At 43.9% G+C, this 18,252-nt stretch carries 14 protein-coding genes; 5 read left to right on the top strand and 9 right to left on the bottom strand.

Features of this window, described 5'->3' with window-relative positions; all coding sequences use genetic code 11:
• The first annotated feature begins 409 nt into the window (after nucleotides 1-409).
• Nucleotides 410-1,009: a tRNA isopentenyl-2-thiomethyl-A-37 hydroxylase MiaE gene (miaE, locus tag F6J90_RS05355; protein ID WP_293091434.1), complete on the top strand. Its 600-nt coding sequence runs from the start codon at nucleotides 410-412 to the stop codon at nucleotides 1,007-1,009.
• Nucleotides 1,010-1,129: 120 nt separating this feature from the next.
• On the opposite strand, the gene F6J90_RS05350 is transcribed toward miaE, so the two are convergent.
• Both F6J90_RS05350 and F6J90_RS05345 read right to left on the bottom strand, forming a co-directional pair.
• The gene (locus F6J90_RS05350) at nucleotides 1,130-1,783 is read right to left on the bottom strand and encodes an HAD family hydrolase (RefSeq protein ID WP_293091433.1); all 654 of its coding nucleotides are present in this window, start codon (nucleotides 1,781-1,783) and stop codon (nucleotides 1,130-1,132) included.
• Between the two features lie 71 nt (nucleotides 1,784-1,854).
• A complete protein-coding gene (locus F6J90_RS05345) occupies nucleotides 1,855-3,051 on the bottom strand; it encodes an NAD(P)/FAD-dependent oxidoreductase (protein ID WP_293091432.1) in 1,197 nt (398 codons plus the stop codon).
• 413 nt (nucleotides 3,052-3,464) lie between these two features.
• On the opposite strand from F6J90_RS05345, the gene F6J90_RS05340 reads away from it, so the two are divergent.
• Both F6J90_RS05340 and F6J90_RS05335 read left to right on the top strand, forming a co-directional pair.
• The gene (locus tag F6J90_RS05340; protein ID WP_293091431.1) at nucleotides 3,465-3,614 is read left to right on the top strand and encodes a hypothetical protein; all 150 of its coding nucleotides are present in this window, start codon (nucleotides 3,465-3,467) and stop codon (nucleotides 3,612-3,614) included.
• 97 nt (nucleotides 3,615-3,711) lie between these two features.
• Nucleotides 3,712-4,356 (top strand): sporulation/spore germination protein, encoded by a 645-nt coding sequence (locus F6J90_RS05335; RefSeq protein WP_293091430.1) that lies wholly within the window; start codon nucleotides 3,712-3,714, stop codon nucleotides 4,354-4,356.
• 200 nt (nucleotides 4,357-4,556) lie between these two features.
• Here the strand turns inward: F6J90_RS05335 and F6J90_RS05330 are convergent, their stop codons facing one another.
• Both F6J90_RS05330 and F6J90_RS05325 read right to left on the bottom strand, forming a co-directional pair.
• Nucleotides 4,557-5,402 (bottom strand): DUF4388 domain-containing protein, encoded by an 846-nt coding sequence (locus F6J90_RS05330; RefSeq protein ID WP_293091429.1) that lies wholly within the window; start codon nucleotides 5,400-5,402, stop codon nucleotides 4,557-4,559.
• Nucleotides 5,403-6,126: 724 nt separating this feature from the next.
• Nucleotides 6,127-6,885, bottom strand: coding sequence for a DUF4388 domain-containing protein (locus F6J90_RS05325; RefSeq protein WP_293091428.1), 759 nt, complete (start codon nucleotides 6,883-6,885; stop codon nucleotides 6,127-6,129).
• Nucleotides 6,886-7,410: 525 nt separating this feature from the next.
• Between F6J90_RS05325 and F6J90_RS05320 the strand changes: the two genes are divergently transcribed.
• Nucleotides 7,411-7,566: a hypothetical protein gene (locus F6J90_RS05320; protein ID WP_293091427.1), complete on the top strand. Its 156-nt coding sequence runs from the start codon at nucleotides 7,411-7,413 to the stop codon at nucleotides 7,564-7,566.
• 562 nt (nucleotides 7,567-8,128) lie between these two features.
• On the opposite strand, the gene F6J90_RS05315 is transcribed toward F6J90_RS05320, so the two are convergent.
• The 5 genes from F6J90_RS05315 to F6J90_RS05295 form a co-directional block, all read right to left on the bottom strand.
• Nucleotides 8,129-10,663 (bottom strand): response regulator, encoded by a 2,535-nt coding sequence (locus F6J90_RS05315; protein WP_293091426.1) that lies wholly within the window; start codon nucleotides 10,661-10,663, stop codon nucleotides 8,129-8,131.
• A gap of 739 nt (nucleotides 10,664-11,402) precedes the next feature.
• Entirely contained in the window at nucleotides 11,403-12,680 is a 1,278-nt protein-coding gene (locus F6J90_RS05310; protein ID WP_293091403.1) for a transposase, read from the bottom strand.
• 702 nt (nucleotides 12,681-13,382) lie between these two features.
• Entirely contained in the window at nucleotides 13,383-13,931 is a 549-nt protein-coding gene (locus F6J90_RS05305; RefSeq protein WP_293091425.1) for an ATP/GTP-binding protein, read from the bottom strand.
• 150 nt (nucleotides 13,932-14,081) lie between these two features.
• A complete protein-coding gene (locus F6J90_RS05300; protein WP_071102466.1) occupies nucleotides 14,082-14,942 on the bottom strand; it encodes a DUF4388 domain-containing protein in 861 nt (286 codons plus the stop codon).
• A gap of 655 nt (nucleotides 14,943-15,597) precedes the next feature.
• Nucleotides 15,598-16,008: a roadblock/LC7 domain-containing protein gene (locus F6J90_RS05295; protein WP_071102467.1), complete on the bottom strand. Its 411-nt coding sequence runs from the start codon at nucleotides 16,006-16,008 to the stop codon at nucleotides 15,598-15,600.
• Between the two features lie 431 nt (nucleotides 16,009-16,439).
• On the opposite strand from F6J90_RS05295, the gene aspS reads away from it, so the two are divergent.
• Nucleotides 16,440-18,227, top strand: a complete 1,788-nt coding sequence (aspS, locus tag F6J90_RS05290) for an aspartate--tRNA ligase (protein ID WP_293091424.1) — start codon at nucleotides 16,440-16,442, stop codon at nucleotides 18,225-18,227.
• Nucleotides 18,228-18,252 lie beyond the last annotated feature (25 nt).

Here is an 18,252-nt window from a genome sequence, read left to right as displayed (position 1 = left end):
CCTAATACCATTAGCCTCATACCTATTTATAGATATATGCACCGATTCTGTGAGAGTGGTCTTCCTTTTAAGATATTTGCTATTCCTGAATAGAGTCGTTAAGTGTAATAGTTTTGAGGAATAGGCTCAAGTAGCTAGTTTAACTTGTCTTCTAAGTATTTATGTGTAGTGTATATGTAAATTTATCATGAACTACCCGGATTGGCTACGGGTAAGTCGGGGTTTCCGACACAAATTGTTGCTACAAAAGCGGCTATTGAACCGAGTTTTTGACAGGATTACACCTGCGCCTTAACAAGACGATGATTGACACAATTGAGTTAAAATAAATAGCATCGCCTACCGATACCAAAGCCTGTCTGCAATGAACAAGCCAACTACTTTGATTTGTTTGATTTGAACAAAAACCGTGTCTTCTTCTGCTCTGCCTTTGATTAATACCCTGAAACACCCTACTAGCCAGGCTTGGATCGAGCAAGCCCTTGCAAACCTTGATGTTATTTTACTCGACCATTCCCATTGTGAACGTAAAGCGGCTGGAGTAGCACTGAATTTAATGTTTCGCTACCCATCCTACAGTAAACTGGTGCGTCAGCTGACAGTCATTGCCCGTGAGGAACTAGAACATTTCGAGCAAGTTAACCAGTGGCTAGAAAGACGTAGCATTCCCTTAGGTCCCCTTTCTTCACCACCCTATGGAGCTGGATTGAAAGCTCAGATTCGCCGAAACGAACCACAACGGTTGTTGGATTCTTTACTAGTTGCTGGACTGATCGAGGCTCGTTCTCACGAACGTTTGGGATTACTAGCAACTCACTGTTGTGATCCATCCTTAGCAAAATTTTATCATAGCTTGATGGCATCTGAGGCTCGTCACTATGGTGTTTACTGGGTACTGGCTGATACCTATTTTGAGCGAGTACTGGTAGCTCAGCGGTTGGATGAGTTAGCAGTTAAAGAAAGTGAGTTGCTGGTTACCCTTTACCCAGAACCAAGAATTCATAGTTAGCAGCCAATATCCTCAAAGAAGCAGTCACACTATACCACAGCAACAGCTATCAAGCAGAAACTGGTGTGGAAACCAATTGGTGCGTTCGCGTAGCGGCGACCTAGGAGCATCGCGTTTAAGTTAAGTCATTGGTTTGCGTTTAATCAAAAATGCTCTCAAGCCAGCTGCCTGAGCACCCTGATAGTCTTGTTGAAAACTATCGCCAATATGAAAAGCCTCCTGAGCACTACAGTGATGTTTTTGTAAAGCAGCAGCAAAAATCTGTGGATCAGGCTTGGCAAAGCCAGTTTGGGTAGAAATTGTGATGGAGGAGAAAAATTCTTCTAATTTTAGAGCTTTTAAGACAAGATGGAGACGGGAATCAAAATTTGATACGACACCCAACTCAATACCAATATGCCGCCATGCTTTCAGCGCTGGGATAACATCCGGATAGATGAACCAAGGTTGACCAGTGGCAAAGTGGGCATAGAGTTCGTCAAAAAAATCAATGAAATCGGTGAACTGGTCAAGTACACCAACTTGTTCAAAGGTGCGGGAGGCAATCACCCACCACCATTCAAATTCTCGCTGGGGAATTTCTTCAGGATCTGTTTCTGGAAAAACCGCTGGTTCTGCTGAGGCGAAGGCTTTGACAAAGGCTTTGTCCAAAGCTGAAGCAGGTACTGTAACCCCAAATTGATTAGCGATCGCACTATAAACTTCCCCTACACTCCCTTGAACACCAAATAGGGTACCGACAGCATCTAGAAAAATTACTCGCGGTTTTTCCATGGTTAATGGTTAATTGTTAATGGTTAATTGTTCATTTAATTTCAATTTTCCATTTTCCTGTATGTATGCCTTTATGTTCCAGACAGAAGATCAGTTAATGGTCGAGTAATCCAGTTCATGCCAACTTTCAGTTGGTGCTCTATAGTTGGCATCCGATAAAGATAGGCAAGTCGCCGCACTATGTGGGCTAAAGGACCATCCAGCTTGACACCTAAACCAGTAAGAGTTGCATTGTCTTTCCCCAAAGTCATCATCTCTCCCAACTGCTGGTAACGGAAGGGGAGCAGGGGACGCCCAGTTAAAGAAGCCCAGACATTCCAACCCACATAATCAGCTTGCTGAAAAGCGGATTGAGCTGTATTGGGAACTGGTTGATTATCAGCATCTCGGCAATCGGCTAGATCACCTAGGGCAAAAATTTCGGGATGGTCAACCACTTGTAACCTTTGGCTGGTGATCAGCTGACCACGGTGGTTTTGTTTGAGCGGAAGCGATCGCACCACTGGTGTGACTCTTGTGCCTACTGTCCATAGCACCAAATCTACCGGAATAGTATCCACCTGTCCTTTATACAACAGAGAAATGGTGTCAGGTCCAATGGACTCAACACTGGTTTCCAAATCAATCCAGACCTTTTGTTCATTCAAAGCTTTGCGTGCTGCCTCTCGGTTAAAGTCCGTTGATGTTCTTAGAATCACATCACCGAGTTCAATCAACCGCAACCTTCCTCGCTCTCCTAAGCGTTCGGCTAGATGGCAAGCTAGTTCTACACCAGAGTAACCTGCACCAACTATAGCGATCCGGATTTTATCTGTATCGGATTCTTCCAAAATCCGTAGCCGTTCTTCCAGCTGATAGGCATCAGTAATAGTGCGGAACGGGATAGCATACTCAGCCACCCCAGGCACCTGCTCTAGGGGGGTTTCTCCACCTAGGGCTAACACCAGGCGATCATACTGAAATTCCGCTCCAGTCTCTAGCTGTAGCCGCTGCTGTTCTACATCAATGCCTGCTACCGCTGCCTGAGTAAACCGTACACCTGTGTTTGCTAACAATTCTTCATAGGGTGGAGCAATTTCCCAGGTTTGTAGTTCGCTGGTGATCAGTTCATACAACAGCGGTGAAAATAAGAACCGATCATTTTGATCAACCAAGACAATTTCTGGTTGTTGGGGCTTTTCCCAAGGCAGCTGGCTTAAGCGTAGGGCTGTATAGAGACCCCCAAAGCCTCCACCGAGAATGCAGATTCGGGCTGGTTGTTTAGTCATGGTTGATTGAATCGGGGATGTCCTATTAGGGGAACTTCTTTTAGCTTGATCCGCGCTTATGCCCCATGTCCGTACCAAAGGTGGGCGTGGGATGAATGGCGGAGGCGGAACTTTGTTTTTTTATTTTCATCTATAATGAAGATAGCAGGGAAAACAAATTAAGAGCTAACCGCCACCTGCGTGCCTAAAAAATAAAACGAGTTGTATTGTTCCGGTGCGGAGGGGCATCCCGTGTCGTTAATAAAGCTTGTCGAGTATCCTAACCGTTGGGTGGAGTTGGCAAGAAGCCTACACTGAACTCTAAGAGTCAGTGTAGGAGTATGTCACGATAGCAAGGCTATTACAACAGGGTAGCTGGGTTTCGCCTCCCCCATAGTTAATACCAATTCTTCAAAGTAAGACTACAGATGCAGATGGGGAGCTCGGGAGTGTTGCGAGTGTCACGAGTGTCACGAGTGTCGGGAGATGCCCAGAGTCAATTGATGTATAGCGCTAATGCCGCAGAATTGGGATATAAGCGTGAAAATTATTTCAATTTTTATTTTCTAGTTTCTATTTTTTAACTCTTTTATCCTGATCAACCACGCTCTACCTTGAATATGGATTGATGTAACTGTTGCTTTATACAACAGCTATAAGCATTGTTTTGAGCGAAGCCAAATGAAAAGTTTTCAACACTATCTAGCTCCTGTTGCGATTGGAGCAATTGTCGTTGGTTTCAGTAGCTATGGTTTGGTGAGTGATAACAATCCCGGTTCCCAGAAAACTCCTGTAGGGAATCTATCGCCTGAACCAGCCACCGAGGTTAGCTCTACCACTGGTGTAGCACCGACTAATACTACTCTACCTAACATTACTCTACCTACCGAAGAAACTCAACCAGAAACCAAGGATGCTAAGGTGGCGCTTGAGGCTACAGTCAGCCAAGGCAGTAATAATAGCAATCAAGCTAACGCAGTAATTCTTAATGTCTATCGGGCTGACAGTCAGTGTCAGTCTCTGGTATCTGAACAGGTAGCTGTACCAGTAGTAAATCCAGTAAATACAGTGATAGGAAAAGTTTTAGAGACTGGTAACTCCAGTGACTTTAATGTATCGGGATACCGTGTCAAGGTCAATGCCAATACTGGTGTAGCTACCGTCGATTTGCGCCTATCACCAGATTCCCAGCGGCAGTTTGTCTCCCTCTCCACTTGTGAGCAATTTGCCCTTTTCGGTAGTTTGCGTAAAACTCTTACTGCTAACTCTCAGTTGAATATTAAAGATGTTCGCTTCACAGAGCAAGGAGAAGATATTTATCTTTGAAGTGTTCGATAAAACTTACAAAACACTTAAGTTTGTAACCATTTCAGAGGCAAACCCCATCTAAATTCCAAAACCCTGATCCAGTAAGGATTTCATCAATTGATCAAATCCTTACTGGATCGCTGAAACCCTCACCCCGCCAGCATGTACAAAAATAAGATGCGATAGCCGCAGCCTTGTCGGCTGATCCCACACCAACGCTACTGATTTCGGACGTGGGATGAATTGCGGCGGAAGCTAAGAAATGGATATTTTTGTTTGTCGAGAGCAATCTGGTTTTGTCGAGATTTGTCCAAGTTTGGAGGAGAAGTATCCTTCAACAAGGGTCTTGCTTGTGCAAGACCCACTGTGATTAACCTAAACGCAATCTGCCGTACTTGTGCGACTGGTAGTTTCAGCTGCTTTGCGATCGCTTTGAGAGAAACTTTGCCTGTTGTATAATTCCACACTTTGCATTCTAAAACGTTGAGTCGATAATGGGATTGGGGTGGATCGCAGATGGTACTGACTAAACCCCAATCAGGGTCAGGCAATTGCTCAGCCAAAGCCTCCCAGTGCTGCAGTTCCCTTAACCCGATCAATGTTGCTTCTGTTGCCGGTATACTTAAACCGGTCATTTCCAGGGTTGGGATCGGCACGTTCTGCTCGAATTTAAATCGACCATCTTTGAGTTCAAACAAAGGACACACTTGCCGTTGTATTTGAATCTGAAACAACCATTTTAGTTGTGCAGTTTGTAAAATACCTTGACTTTGGAGGCATAAACCCAGTGGCTGATTGGGAGTACATGACTGAGCGAGTGTATTGACTATACTGTGTTTAACCCACTGATGTTGAGCAATCAGGACAATTAAACCCTGATGGTCTAATCGATTAGCTGCTGCTACAATCCGACCCTGATACACCCAAATGTGATGAACTGGTCGCCGGTATCCAGAAACTCTGGGTAAGGCAGTAATTCTCAGCCAACCAGTTTTCTTTCCTTTCTCTAAAAACTGAAAAAGTTCTGGCAGGTATAAGTCGCTTAGGTAACCATTAAGGGACATGTCGGGTAATTAAAACCAATAGAGCACCTTGAGAGTGTCAACTATGAGTGACAATAAATTATATAGTGTTAGATGGTTTGTGCGGCACAATCCAAGTTTTAGATGAACCGCGATCAGCCCCACGTGTCACCCTGGGCGTTGCCTTCTGTTTACTAAAGCCGAGAGTCCTTAGGACAAGCAGAAGGAGTAGGTTAGCCAGCGGACCGGGCTTTCAAGGTGCGGACGCAACCTTTGAGCACTCAGCCCCTGATCAATCCCAGACAGAGGTTTGGTTTTTTTGATCGGAGCAAAGATGTTGTGCTATAATACTATGCCGTTGACCAGATCGACAAAGTGCTAAGTTGGAATTAGATAAATCCTGGCTTGATGGTAGATTTGGACAGTTGTTTTCAATACTTAGAAACATAACTCAAAAAGCTGGATACGTAGTGTTTGAGTAAAACCCTGCCTCTAAGTCTCAACTCTTTTCTTATCGAGATGAGTGCCAAATAAATGATTGTAGTATTCAAGACTAGTTTGATTACGATTTCCAGCTTTGGATTAACGGTGATATCAACTGAGCAATCAACCAAAGCGGGAGCAATTCTGGATATGTTTCCAACTCTAAAACGCGCTCTGAGCCAATAAAGTTGTGCTTACATCCACAATTAAGAGTACCTTTAAGTAGTACTTTAAGGAAGTTTTTATCCCGTTTAAAAAGGGCTCAAAAAAACACATTTGACCGTCAGGTCAATGTAGATAGGTCACATAAGTTGCTAACCAATAAGGGAACTTCTTCTACTAAACCTGTTGTGATTAGTCTAAAAGCAACTTGTTGTACTTTTTCTACTGGTACTCTCAGTTGCCGTGCAATTCTCTTGAGAGAAACATTACCATTGGTGTACTCCCAAACTTGCCACTCTATAGAGTCCAAACTGTATTTAGGTTGACCACCGTTGATACTGACTAAACCGCCATTGGGGTCAGGTAATTTATCTGCCAGAGCTTGCCAGTTGCGGAGCGATCGCAATCCCTTCAACATAGCTATTTTTGTTGGCATACTCAAACCCGTCATTTCTCGTGTTGGTATGGGTACATTCTGTTCAAAGTTAAACTCACCATCTCGGAGCTGAAACAAAGCACACACATGCTGTAAAATTTGCATTCGAAATAGCTGTTTTAATTGCTCACCTTGTAAAGCACCCTGAGTTTTGAGGCATAAACCCAGAGGTTTATCTATGGCACACAGCTGAGCCAACTTAGCAATTACCCGCTCGCTAACCCCGCAGTGTTTAACAATCAGCGATACCAAACCTTGATTGTCTAACCGATCTGCAGCTGCCACCAGGTGACCCTGATACACCCAAATATAATGAGTCCTCCTAGGGGTTGCTTGGTTTCTTGGCAAGGGAAGCAACCTCAGCAAACCAGTTTTTTGTCCCTGGGCGATAAACTGAAACACTTCTGGTAGGGAAATATCGGTTAAATGGCCTGTAACAGACATAATTGTTAATTGGCTTCATACTAAAGGGTTAGCGGAAATTACTAATTTATAATATATTAAGATTTGTAAAGAAAAACACCTGACAATCGTTTTTAAAAGTTAAAGTCAACGTCCTCTGACCTTAGTGGCTTGTTAATTTGAAATTAAATCCCATATCAATTTATTAACTCTCTTGAGAGAAACAATAATTTGTCGCAGTTCCCAACAGGGCTGAACCATCGAATAATGAGGGGTCTGACCCATCGATTGCTCAGGTAGTAGCGATGTTAAGGCTGGTAAAAAATTTTCCTAGAACGCTTCTACCTTAAGATCTGGAATACCAAAATTATTGCTATGGGCAGATAAATTTTCCAAGAAATTTTATATTTAACAGGCAAGGGGAACAGCACATTCATAGGCTATAAACTGTTTTATACCCCGTTCTATAGCCTATTGGTCAGGCTTGATTTTTTAGTTAGACTCTGATCAGTAATTGCTTACTAGCGTTGGATCAAAATCTTTCAACTGACCCTGGGCCAATAGGCTGTGCATCAACAACCTACCTTACCCTTCATCGAAGGGCTATACTTAATGGCAAGGGCTACTCTAGCCAACGGCCACCCCAAAGAAGAAGGACAACGCCTATGGGCGCGAGAACGGCTTCGCTTAAGGGTATATCTTTACGAGAATCCACCAGGGTAAGCCCTACAAAGTGTATGCGCTGCAACCTATTTTTTTGAGATTAGATGCTCCCTTCAGATGACAGCCCACAACAATCAGTAAAACCGCCATTGCCTCACTCCCCACCCAATATTCGGATTAGAAACAAAGCACCGTTCGCGTAGCGTGACCTACGGTCAAAGGTTTGCTAATTGGATAAATCAACGTCGATTCCGACGGAAAGTCTGCTCTTTCGCTCTTGCTGAACTATTGTCGGATTCAACTAAATAAGCTTTACACCCTAATGAGGTCATAAAAATGACCTATGCTTGATGGCTACTCTCAAGCTTTATACTTTTGAGCCTAACTCCAAATCAAAGATCAATATCTTTGAACCGATAATCTTTAAACTATCTTTATAGTAGAGCCAATTGTGAAATATTAGGGCAAATTGTGAAAATAATGTGAATGTATCGGGTCGATTTTTCACGTCCTACCTGGTAGCAATGGGGTTTAATAGATCAAAATCAGCTTAGTGTAAGGCAGAAAAAGCTTTACTCACCTACTGAAAAATTACTACTGAAAAATTACTACTGAAAAATTACTATTGACTGATGTTTCCAACTAGGGATTGAGCTGGGAATACACAATCTTGACCAGTGGCTTTAGCTCGCTCAATAGCCTGATCAGCGGCTCGATAGAGACTTTCGATGTCTGTGCCATCCTCAGGGTACCCTGCCACCCCAGCACTAAATGTTACCTGCACTAGCTCACAGTCATCTTCTTGTGAAGACTCTACGACAAAAAATTCTTCACGAACAGTCTCCAAAATTTCTTGGAGCCTTCTGACCCCAGCCTGTCGATTGAGACCATACATGCCGATGAAGAACTCCTTACCTCCCCAGCGGGCAACTATATCCTCGCTGCGAAACTTTTGCCGCAAGATTTGGCCCAACCGCCTAAGCATTCTATCTCCCATCACATGACCATATTGCTCATTCACCTGCTTTAAGTTGTTTAAATCCAATAAGGCATAGCAAAGAGGCTGATGGTAGCGTTGGGATAAGCGCAGTAATCGGTTGAATTCTATGGTAGATTGACGACGATTAGCCACACCAGTTAATTGGTCAGTTTCTCCTAAACTACGGAGCAGTTTGGTACGCTCTAGACGATGGAAAACACGGGTGACTAACTCGGATTTTGTTATCGGTTTAAAGATATAGTCATCAGCTCCAGCTTCATAAATGCGGTGAATTGTTTCAGAGTCTTGGTGTTCACAAAGCAATAGGATAGGTAATCCATGCCAGATGCGATCAGTGCGCACAACTTGGCACAGTTCAATCCCATTGAATTGGGGCATGTCTAAATCCAAGATCAGTAGATCAGGTCCTATCGCTTCGAGCTGTTCCCAAAATTGATCGGGTTCTTCTAAGGTAGTAATCTGCACTCCTAAAGGTTGTAGGAAGTGTCGTATACTTTCGAGCACTAGGGGATCATCGTCTACTGCCAGGACTTTGGCGGTGGAAGGTCTAGCTTGATTTAAGACATCTTCAACGGTTTCGAGTAACTGTATTGGGGTAACGGGTTTGGATAAAAACGCCCGTCCTCCCTGACGAGCAACCTCAACGCGATCGCTAAACCGATTTTGCTGTGTAGAAACGATTACTGGGATTTGGGGGTATTGGTTCTGGAAATATTTTAGGAGTGCCATTCCGACCTCTGGATAATTGGGAAACATCAAGTCCAGTAGAACAACATCAGGTATTTCTTGATCCATGACAACTCTGGCTTCCCTGGGATCTAGGACAACTTTTACTTGCATATCCCAATTCACTGCTTCTCTTTCCAACTGTTGTGTCAGTTGCACCTCTCCATCGATAACTAAAATCAAGGGAAGCTTTTTTGGGAATTGGTCGGGTGCCAGGGGTTCTGATCTATAATCCTCGGTTAGTTCAGAGTCTTTTAATACAGTAATGGTAGGATTATCTTCCAACTCACTACTGACATCACCAGAGAATGGTGATGGAGGTTGCTGGAGTTCTTCAGACAGAAGTGCTACCAAAGATGCCAGATTTTGAATATTAGTTGGGGAGGTTAGCTGCTGTAATTGAGGACTAGGCAATTCTATTTGGTTGTCATAGTTCCTGCGTCTTGACCGATATCTACGTTTACCGGAGTTCCTTGTCTTGGTTATACTGACTTCCTGTAGCCAGTACTCAATAGTTTGGGCTAGCCGTGATCCTTCCACTAAGCCAAACTTATCTAAAGCTCTAACTAGCTTGTGGACTTGCTGCTGGGCTTGTTTTCGCAGCTCCTCAGTAAGATGTCCGGCTTCGAGAGCATTAACCGCCTGTTCTACAGTGGCAAACTGACGCCACATGGTTCCTTTAGAACGCTCCCAAGGCTGATTGAACCTGGTTGGGGTTGGTTTGAGTTTCTTTCTCTTGCTCCTCGGTAAGCTCTTGAGGCGATAGCCCATACCATAGACAGTTTCTATCATATCATCAGCTTCAACACTCTTGAGCTTGCGCCTTAACCCCTTAACATGTGCCCTAACTGTTTCTGGTGAAGGAGGGTCTTCAAATGACCACAGATGTCCGAGAATGAAACTCTGACTAAATACTCGGCGCGGATGGCTCAAGAATAGTTCTAGAAGACCGTATTCCTTTGGTGAGAGATGGAGCAGTTGACCTTTATAAGTTACTTCACAGGTAATCGGGTCTAGGCAGACATCACCCCATTCCAGTAGCCTTAATCCAGAAACACTGTGGTGAGGCAGTAATGTCCTAATTCGAGTCAACAGATCCTTGGCTGTGAAGGGTTTAACAATATAATCATCAGCCCCAGCATTAAGCTTGACTTGCTCAGCAGTAGCTGCTTGAGAAAGCAACAGCAAAATCCGTCTATCATAGTTTGCCTTCCGTAGTCGCTTACACAAGCTGATACCATCACACAAGCTGATACCATCGATCTTGGGTAAATCCACTTCCAGCACAATCAGGTCATAGGTAAAGGCTTGAGCATAGTCCCAAGCCTCTTCCCCATCTCCAGCAATATTTACAATATAATTCTGCTCTCTCAACACTTTACTCAAGGTTAGAGCTAGAGCATTGTCATCCTCTACCAGCAAAAGTCTCATGAACAATCCTGCTGTAAGCCTAGTCCTTTACAAACTTTGGATCAACACAGAACAATAAAAAATATACCTCTTTTGACAGATGCTATATGTAATTTCTTGATATGTGTTCATCACTATTTGGGTTTTACCATTAGTAACGGCTAGTTGCACTGGATCATCTCAAAATTCTGTAAAGAGTGTGTAAAGATTGTGTCAAATTGATAAGTTAGCCTTCCCTCTCTTGGTGCGCGTTCACGCTTAGCTCTCTTGGTGCGCATTCACGCTTAGCTTTGAAAAAGCGCGGGGTCGCACCGCAGGTATTTGATGGAGACTGAGCTTCTTTCCATAGCACCGAACTATGAAGATACGAAAGAAAGCCTTGTGACAAGACAGGGTTGGGGATTGGGATCAGGCAAACGGAACATAGGATTTTCCTCCTGTTTCTTCATTTAACCTTTACTCATACCAAGTTGCATTCATACCTAGCACTTTCTTCCCATCACCCCATCACCCCATTAGCCCATTAGCCCATTACCCCATCACCCCATCACCTTTTAAGCAAGGCACTATCTTTGATCCCAACGCGCGGATCAGTGGCGTTACCACTCCTTTAACAAAAGGGTGGCGATGAAGCCTCTGCCCTTCCAGAACACTAGTCCATTGACATACTCCCGCCGCCAAATCAGAGATTATGGCGGGGGATTCTCACAAAGTGATTCCTGGTTCAGCGAGACAACTTATTGAATCAGGTTTCCCCTCATCAACAGCGGTTGAACTCTCCCCAAGCGTTCCCGGTTTCCCAGCAGTTTCCCAGTGCCCCTGGGTACTCTCTTGGTGCGCGTTCACCCTTCTCGGGGAACCCGTGCGGGGTCGCACCGCTGTTATACTCAACACCTAGAATATTCATCCCCTTCTTTAAAATATTGAGAGCAGCATTAGTATCACGACAGATTTCTGTGTGACAACGTTGACATTGATGAGTTCTAGTGCTGAGAGATTTCTTCACTCGATGACCACAATTTGAGCAATCTTGAGATGTGTAGTTAGGTGCAACAGCTATCACTGTCTTATCCCAAACTTTTCCAAAGTAGTCTAACCATTGAGTGAATTGATACCAACTCGCATCAGAAATCGACTTAGCTAAATGATGGTTCTTGACCAGATTTTTAATTTTCAGGTCTTCATAGACAACCACATCGTTAGAGTGGACTACGCACCGGGCTAACTTAACCGCCCAGTCTTTACGCTGTCTTTGAACCTTCAGATGAGCTAACCCAAGTCTAATTCTGGCTTTGTGGTAGTTGTTTGATTGAGGTTTATTACCTTTCACAAACTTTCTAGATAATCTCCGCTGTAGCTTTTTAATTCTCTTTTCAGCTCGCCTGAGATACTTGGGATATATAGCAGCATTGTCATTTTTGTCTTTGTAGAAATACTTCAAACCTAAATCAATACCGATCACATTTCCGGTATAATTCCCTTTCTCTTTACGGTTAGCATCAAAACAGAATTGAGCATAATAACCGTCAACCCTTCTCACTACTCGCACCCGATTAATTTTAAGCCTAAACAAGTCCTCTCTTGTCTCATGGTTACAAAACAATGAGAACCGACCTGCCTGAAATCCATCGGTGAAGTTAATAGTTAAACAGTCCTCTGACAGTTTCCAGCCTGTGGTTTTATACTCAACCGTTCGCGCAGCGTCGGCAAAGCCGTTACGAGAGTGTTTTTTGAACTGAGGATAACCCTTTTTCTTAGCACCCTCTCTACAACGACGATAGAAACTAGAGATAGAATTCCAAGCCCTTTCTGCTGATGCCTGACGTGCCATTGAGTTTAATTTCTTAACCCAAGGATACTCTTGAGCATGTGCAAGTTCTTTGCATAGCAGAGACAGACGACCTTTGTTGACTAATGGTTCGTCTCTCCATAATCTGACTGCTTTATTTCTAACAAATTGAGCAGTTCTTATGGCTTCATCTAAGGCTTGGTATTGGGCTAGGGACCCGTTTAACAGTTTAGCTTCTCTAACTATCATTCATACCATGTTACCACAAGCGATATCGGATAAACATGATTCCTGCATTATTTTTTTATTGGTCGGAATTCATGAGGGGCTGTCTGCGGAATTCACTTCCGCAGTTTATACGCCCCGTCTCACCGCCAAATCGGAGATTATGGCGGGAGCCTTCTTCCGACATTTAGGTAATAATACCAAGTTGCACTCAAATTCGTAAGTCATTTGTCAGTTGTGATTAGTCCTTTGTCACCACTCGAGAACCAATCGAGTCATAGAACTTGAGAAATTCACTCTCGATGTTGGCTTCTGGAAAATCTATGGATTTCTAGCCATCAAAGCTCTGGAAACTCTCGAAATCTACCATTTCCGACCCTGTCGTTCTTGTCGGTGGACTTATGCAGATACTCTACAACTAGGCAGGAGTTAGGCAAAACTGGGCAACAGACTCTATAAGTAGTAGGATGCTTTATTAACGCACCCTACAGGTAGATTTGCTGGGGAAGTTCTGCAGGGAGTGGGCATTATCCACCCTACTACTAACCTAAGTTGCTAGTTATCAAAAAACACCTCAAAATGGCTTCAAGACACCAAAACTTAGTATCGCTAGATATTAAATTATAGATTATTGGTATCAAGAGCTACAATTTATGGGTATAACTAGCAACTTTCGTTGTCCTGTTGTAGCCTTAGTTTTAGCTTTTCGAGGGATCAGCCCACACTCTACCCATTAGGGTGAGTGTGGGATATGTCACATTTAATGAAATATTGTACTAGCACTATTAATGCTTGAATCACAGAATCTCGTTGATTGGCATTGAGGCTGACCATCGGGGGTCGATTGCTTTCATCCACAAAGCCCAATGCGATCGCTACATCCTCTTCTGACCAAGCTCCATCACAATCGACATGGGTTAGACCAATCACTAGGGGAATTTTTACACGCTGTTGCATAAAACTGAGCAGGCGACGGGAAGAGCTAAACTGACCGGGACGATGGGCATCAACAAGGAGTATGTAAGCATGCGCTTTCCGAATCAGGATATCCCACATGAAATCAAAGCGAGACTGTCCTGGAGTACCATATAAATGTAGCGCCATATCTCGAGCAAATTGCAAACGCCCAAAGTCCATCGCTACTGTAGTTTTTTGCTTAATTTTAGTTGTCACGTCCGTTGCTAGGCAATCTGTATCCACTACATCGATTTCGCTAACCGAGCGAATGAAAGAGGATTTTCCAGCACCCACGGCACCGGTGACAACTAGACGCATAATTTCCACGCTTATTTGCTGTTAGCCGTTCTGAAGCAGAATCGGAAACACTACAAAACTATTGTCAACCATAGGATTAGGATTACCATGCTCTGATTGCATAAAAACTACCATTAAGTCCAAAAAGTACCTAGCTGTTATTAATCGTTATTACCTCCTTAAGAAACCAAGTAAGTGTTGCACAAAGCGATTGCTCAGCTCTTGAGGATTGTCCTCCTCAGTTCGATTTGCCCCAACGGCCACTGGCTCTAATCCCTGTGATTGCCAATAGTTCTGTTGATATGAAGTAAGCATAGGCACTTCTGCGACTAAACCCACGCTAATCAGCCGGAAGGATATCTGTTGAACCGTTTCCAGAGACTTGCCCAACCGAGTAGCAATATCAGTCAGGGGAATTGACCCATTGGCTAATTTCCAAACTGCAGCTTCCATTGGGTCTAGCCCTAACTGGCGATGACCGACCATCGCCCTAGATAGTGCTGAGCTTGTCTCGGGTAGCTTGTCTGCTAATCCAGTCCAATCTGGTAAAGCTCGCAGACCAATCAGAGTTGCTTTGGTAGCTGAGATGCTTAAACCCGTCATTTCTATCGTGGGCAAGGTTGCCTTAGAGTCAAACCTAAATTTAGCATCTTTGAGCCGGAATAAGCCACAAACTGAGCGTAGCACCTGGGCATGAAATAGTAGTCTCAACTGCTCTGGATGCAGAAATCCCTTAGTCTTCAAGTACAGACCAATGGGTTTATTCGCCGGACATCGGTTTACCTGTTCATTGATTACCTCAGGGCTCAGCCAACCCCGCTGACACATCATTTTGAGTAGGCATTGGTTATCCAGACGATGGCTAACTGCCAAGATCCGACCTTGGCGCAGTAGAATATGTCGAGCTTTTATTTCTTGACTATGTCTACTGAGCTTGAATCGGAGGGTTAGTAATCCAGTTTTGTTTCCTTGATCGAGGAACTGAAACAATTCTGGGAGGGAAAATTCCGCTAAAGAACTCGTGATAGCCATTACTTGCCAATAAGAAAGAAAGTCACCTATTACTAGGCTTAAGTTTATTGATAGTCACATAACATAATGAATAATCTATTTTTTTTAATCCATTTTTTGAGATTTTATCTTAAAGTTATTAAATTTTAATTATTTTACAATGAAATTCCACCCAGTTGGTTGGTACTTAACTAAGTGTAGATCGAAAAAATTCTCTCTTATGGCTGATGCGTAACGTGAAGATATAAGCCTTAGAGAGGATAGGGTCAGCAGGGTTTCTGAAATTGGTAATCTGACATTGGCCATAGGCTTAACTCAAACCTGGCGCTTAGATAGGCCAGTATAGCCACTTCCAGTTAAGACCATAGGTATCTTGAGTTACCTAAAATCAAAAGGATTTCTTAAATTATTCAAATAACAGTGACCATTTTTACGAAAAATCCTAGCATATACATTATATTGAACTAGCTGTCAAGATTAAATTCACCCACCCTAATCTAATATCAAGTCTGGTTGAATACCCATAATTAAGGGGCCCGGGCGCGGGGAGGGTGGGGAGTGTAGGGAGATGGGGAGATGGCCAGATGGGGAGATGGGGGAGGTTTTTATTAAGGGTAATTATCCCGAGATGATATAAGCAGTGGCAACTTTTCATATCTTTGCTGTGGCACTTTAACTAGAGTTTTGTTTCATAAATTCCTGGTATGGAATGGTGAGGCTCTAAGGCTGCCTTCAACTCTGGAATCACCCGCTTGATTTCCAGCATCAGCACCCCCTGTTTAGCTGCCTTGGTGGCTAAGACTAATAGAACAGCATACTCGCCACAGTTGGTTAGTATGCCATAACCTTTATTACCTTCTACGAAGATGCGGTCTAGAATGCCTCTGGACAATTCCGAGCCAATCCGTTCACCTAGGGATAACATAGCAGCTGACATGGCTGATACTCGTTCTTCATCCATCTCGCTCGGTAAACTGGATGCTATAGGCAGTCCATCAGGAGAAACTAAAGCAGCTCCTTGAACCTCACTGGTGCTGGTAACAAAATTTTGGATAATGGTCTCCAGCTTGGCGGTATTAATGGTCATGGTTATCCATTCCTCATCAAAACGTTACTGCTCAATCGAGTTTGTGGAAAATAGAGTGATAGGGAAAGTCTAGCCAATTATCAAGGTCTAGTTGCCATACTCGGTCGTTGCAGTAAATTCGTCGGAGATCTGGCTTGGGTTAGGATATCAGGAACTATAGCCCAAAGGTACACAGAACCTATGAAACCTTTTGCCCCATATCAGGAAGCCTAGTGTCAGGCTATGGCGTAGACTCGGGTCAAATGAGCTATAATTCAGACTTTGTGGTGGCTGAAATTGCCTGGGTCGGGTTACTGGCGGGGGATTTTAATCCTAGTAAAGTGCCTGTAAAACAGGAAATATCATCCGTGAGGGTGAGAATCTAAGACTATCACGCGCCAGGGTTTAGCCTGATAAGTAAATTAATTCAACCAGTATTATAGACAAAGACTATGCGAACTCATTATTGTGGTCAACTCCGAAGCCAGCACATTGGTGAAACTGTTACCCTCTGCGGCTGGGTGTCCAGACGTCGCGACCATGGAGGTGTGATCTTCTTGGACCTACGGGATATTCGTGGTGTTGTCCAAATTGTTAGTGACCCTGAGCGTACCCCCGATTCCTATCAAGATGCCGATCACCTGCGCAATGAATATGTAGTAAACGTTACCGGACGAGTTACTAAGCGTCCTGACGAGTCCCTTAATCCCAAATTGCCTACTGGCGAGGTAGAAATTTACGCTGATAGCATTGAACTGCTCAATAAAGTGCGTAACCAGTTGCCATTTCAGGTGTCCAGTGCTGATACTGAGTCAGTGCGAGAAGACTTACGGCTGAAGTATCGCTATTTGGACTTAAGACGTGATCGCATGAGCAAAAACCTGCAACTGCGCCATCAAGTGATTAGAGGAATTCGCCGTTACCTCGAAGATGAACAAGGCTTCATCGAAGTGGAAACCCCAGTGCTAACTCGTTCCACTCCCGAAGGTGCTAGAGACTATCTTGTCCCCTCCCGTGTGAATCCGGGTCAGTGGTACGCTCTGCCCCAATCCCCCCAATTGTTTAAGCAGCTATTGATGGTATCGGGTATGGATCGATACTACCAGATTGCCCGGTGTTTCCGGGATGAAGACCTCAGAGCTGACCGACAGCCGGAGTTTACCCAGTTGGACATGGAAATGTCGTTTATGTCCCAAGAGGAAATTCTCCAGCTTAATGAGACATTAGTATGTCACATTTTTAAAACAGTTAAAGGTATTGATATCCCCAGACCATTCCCCCGCCTCACTTACGCTGAAGCCATGGAACGCTACGGAAGTGATAAACCTGATACTCGCTTTGGCTTAGAACTAGTCAATGTCTCTGATTTGATGAAAGATTCTGGCTTTAAAGTCTTTTCTGGTGCAGTAAAGACTGGGGGTGTAGTCAAAGTTCTACCTATTCCTGGTGGTAATGAAGCTATATCGAATGTCCGGATTAAACCAGGGGGTGACTTATTCAAAGAAGCCAGCGAAGCTGGTGCTAAGGGGATAGCTTACATCCGGGTGCGAGAAGGAGGTGAAATTGATACCATCGGGGCGATTAAGGATAACCTAAGTGATAGCCAAAAACAGCAGTTATTAGAAGTAACTGGTGCTACTGCTGGTCATTTGCTGCTGTTTGGTGCTGGTTCAGCTGACATCGTTAATAAAACCCTCGACCGCTTACGACTTGTGATTGGTCAAGAATTGGGATTAATTGATTCAACAAAGATTAACTTACTCTGGGTAACAGACTTCCCCATGTTTGAGTGGAATGCGGATGAAAAGCGTTTAGAAGCACTGCACCACCCATTTACAGCTCCCCATCCTGATGATTTAGATGATGTGAAAACGGCTCGGGCTCAAGCCTATGACTTAGTATGGAACGGGGTAGAAATAGGTGGTGGTAGTCTCCGGATATACCAGCCAGAGATTCAGCAACAGGTTTTTGAAGCTATTGGCTTGTCTGAAGAAGAAGCTCACAGTAAGTTTGGGTTTCTGCTGGAAGCCTTTGACTATGGTGCCCCTCCTCACGGTGGGATTGCTTATGGTTTGGATCGGCTAGTAATGCTATTAGCTGGGGAAGAATCTATTCGCGATGTGATTGCTTTCCCGAAAACCCAACAAGCACGTTCTTTGCTAACCGATGCTCCAGGTGTTGTGGATGATAAACAGTTAAAAGAGTTGTACGTAGCTTCTACCTATCACGATGAAGTATGAAGTATCAAGTATGAAGTATCAAGTA

Origin of the sequence: Moorena sp. SIOASIH, from assembly GCF_010671925.1 — a bacterium.
In the GTDB taxonomy this organism is placed as follows: domain Bacteria; phylum Cyanobacteriota; class Cyanobacteriia; order Cyanobacteriales; family Coleofasciculaceae; genus Moorena.
Note: the sequence above shows the minus strand (reverse complement) of the source record. Positions and strands in the feature narration are given on the sequence as shown.

What these genes read in the sequence shown, in the direction of transcription:
- aspS (WP_293091424.1), top strand. Translation starts at nt 16,440, where the DNA reads ATGCGAACTCATTATTGTGGTCAACTCCGAAGCCAGCACATTGGTGAA.
- F6J90_RS05325 (WP_293091428.1), bottom strand. Translation starts at nt 6,885, where the DNA reads ATGTCTGTTACAGGCCATTTAACCGATATTTCCCTACCAGAAGTGTTT.
- F6J90_RS05315 (WP_293091426.1), bottom strand. Translation starts at nt 10,663, where the DNA reads ATGAGACTTTTGCTGGTAGAGGATGACAATGCTCTAGCTCTAACCTTG.
- F6J90_RS05310 (WP_293091403.1), bottom strand. Translation starts at nt 12,680, where the DNA reads ATGATAGTTAGAGAAGCTAAACTGTTAAACGGGTCCCTAGCCCAATAC.
- F6J90_RS05300 (WP_071102466.1), bottom strand. Translation starts at nt 14,942, where the DNA reads ATGGCTATCACGAGTTCTTTAGCGGAATTTTCCCTCCCAGAATTGTTT.
- F6J90_RS05345 (WP_293091432.1), bottom strand. Translation starts at nt 3,051, where the DNA reads ATGACTAAACAACCAGCCCGAATCTGCATTCTCGGTGGAGGCTTTGGG.
- F6J90_RS05340 (WP_293091431.1), top strand. Translation starts at nt 3,465, where the DNA reads ATGGGGAGCTCGGGAGTGTTGCGAGTGTCACGAGTGTCACGAGTGTCG.
- F6J90_RS05350 (WP_293091433.1), bottom strand. Translation starts at nt 1,783, where the DNA reads ATGGAAAAACCGCGAGTAATTTTTCTAGATGCTGTCGGTACCCTATTT.
- F6J90_RS05295 (WP_071102467.1), bottom strand. Translation starts at nt 16,008, where the DNA reads ATGACCATTAATACCGCCAAGCTGGAGACCATTATCCAAAATTTTGTT.
- F6J90_RS05330 (WP_293091429.1), bottom strand. Translation starts at nt 5,402, where the DNA reads ATGTCCCTTAATGGTTACCTAAGCGACTTATACCTGCCAGAACTTTTT.
- F6J90_RS05305 (WP_293091425.1), bottom strand. Translation starts at nt 13,931, where the DNA reads ATGCGTCTAGTTGTCACCGGTGCCGTGGGTGCTGGAAAATCCTCTTTC.
- F6J90_RS05335 (WP_293091430.1), top strand. Translation starts at nt 3,712, where the DNA reads ATGAAAAGTTTTCAACACTATCTAGCTCCTGTTGCGATTGGAGCAATT.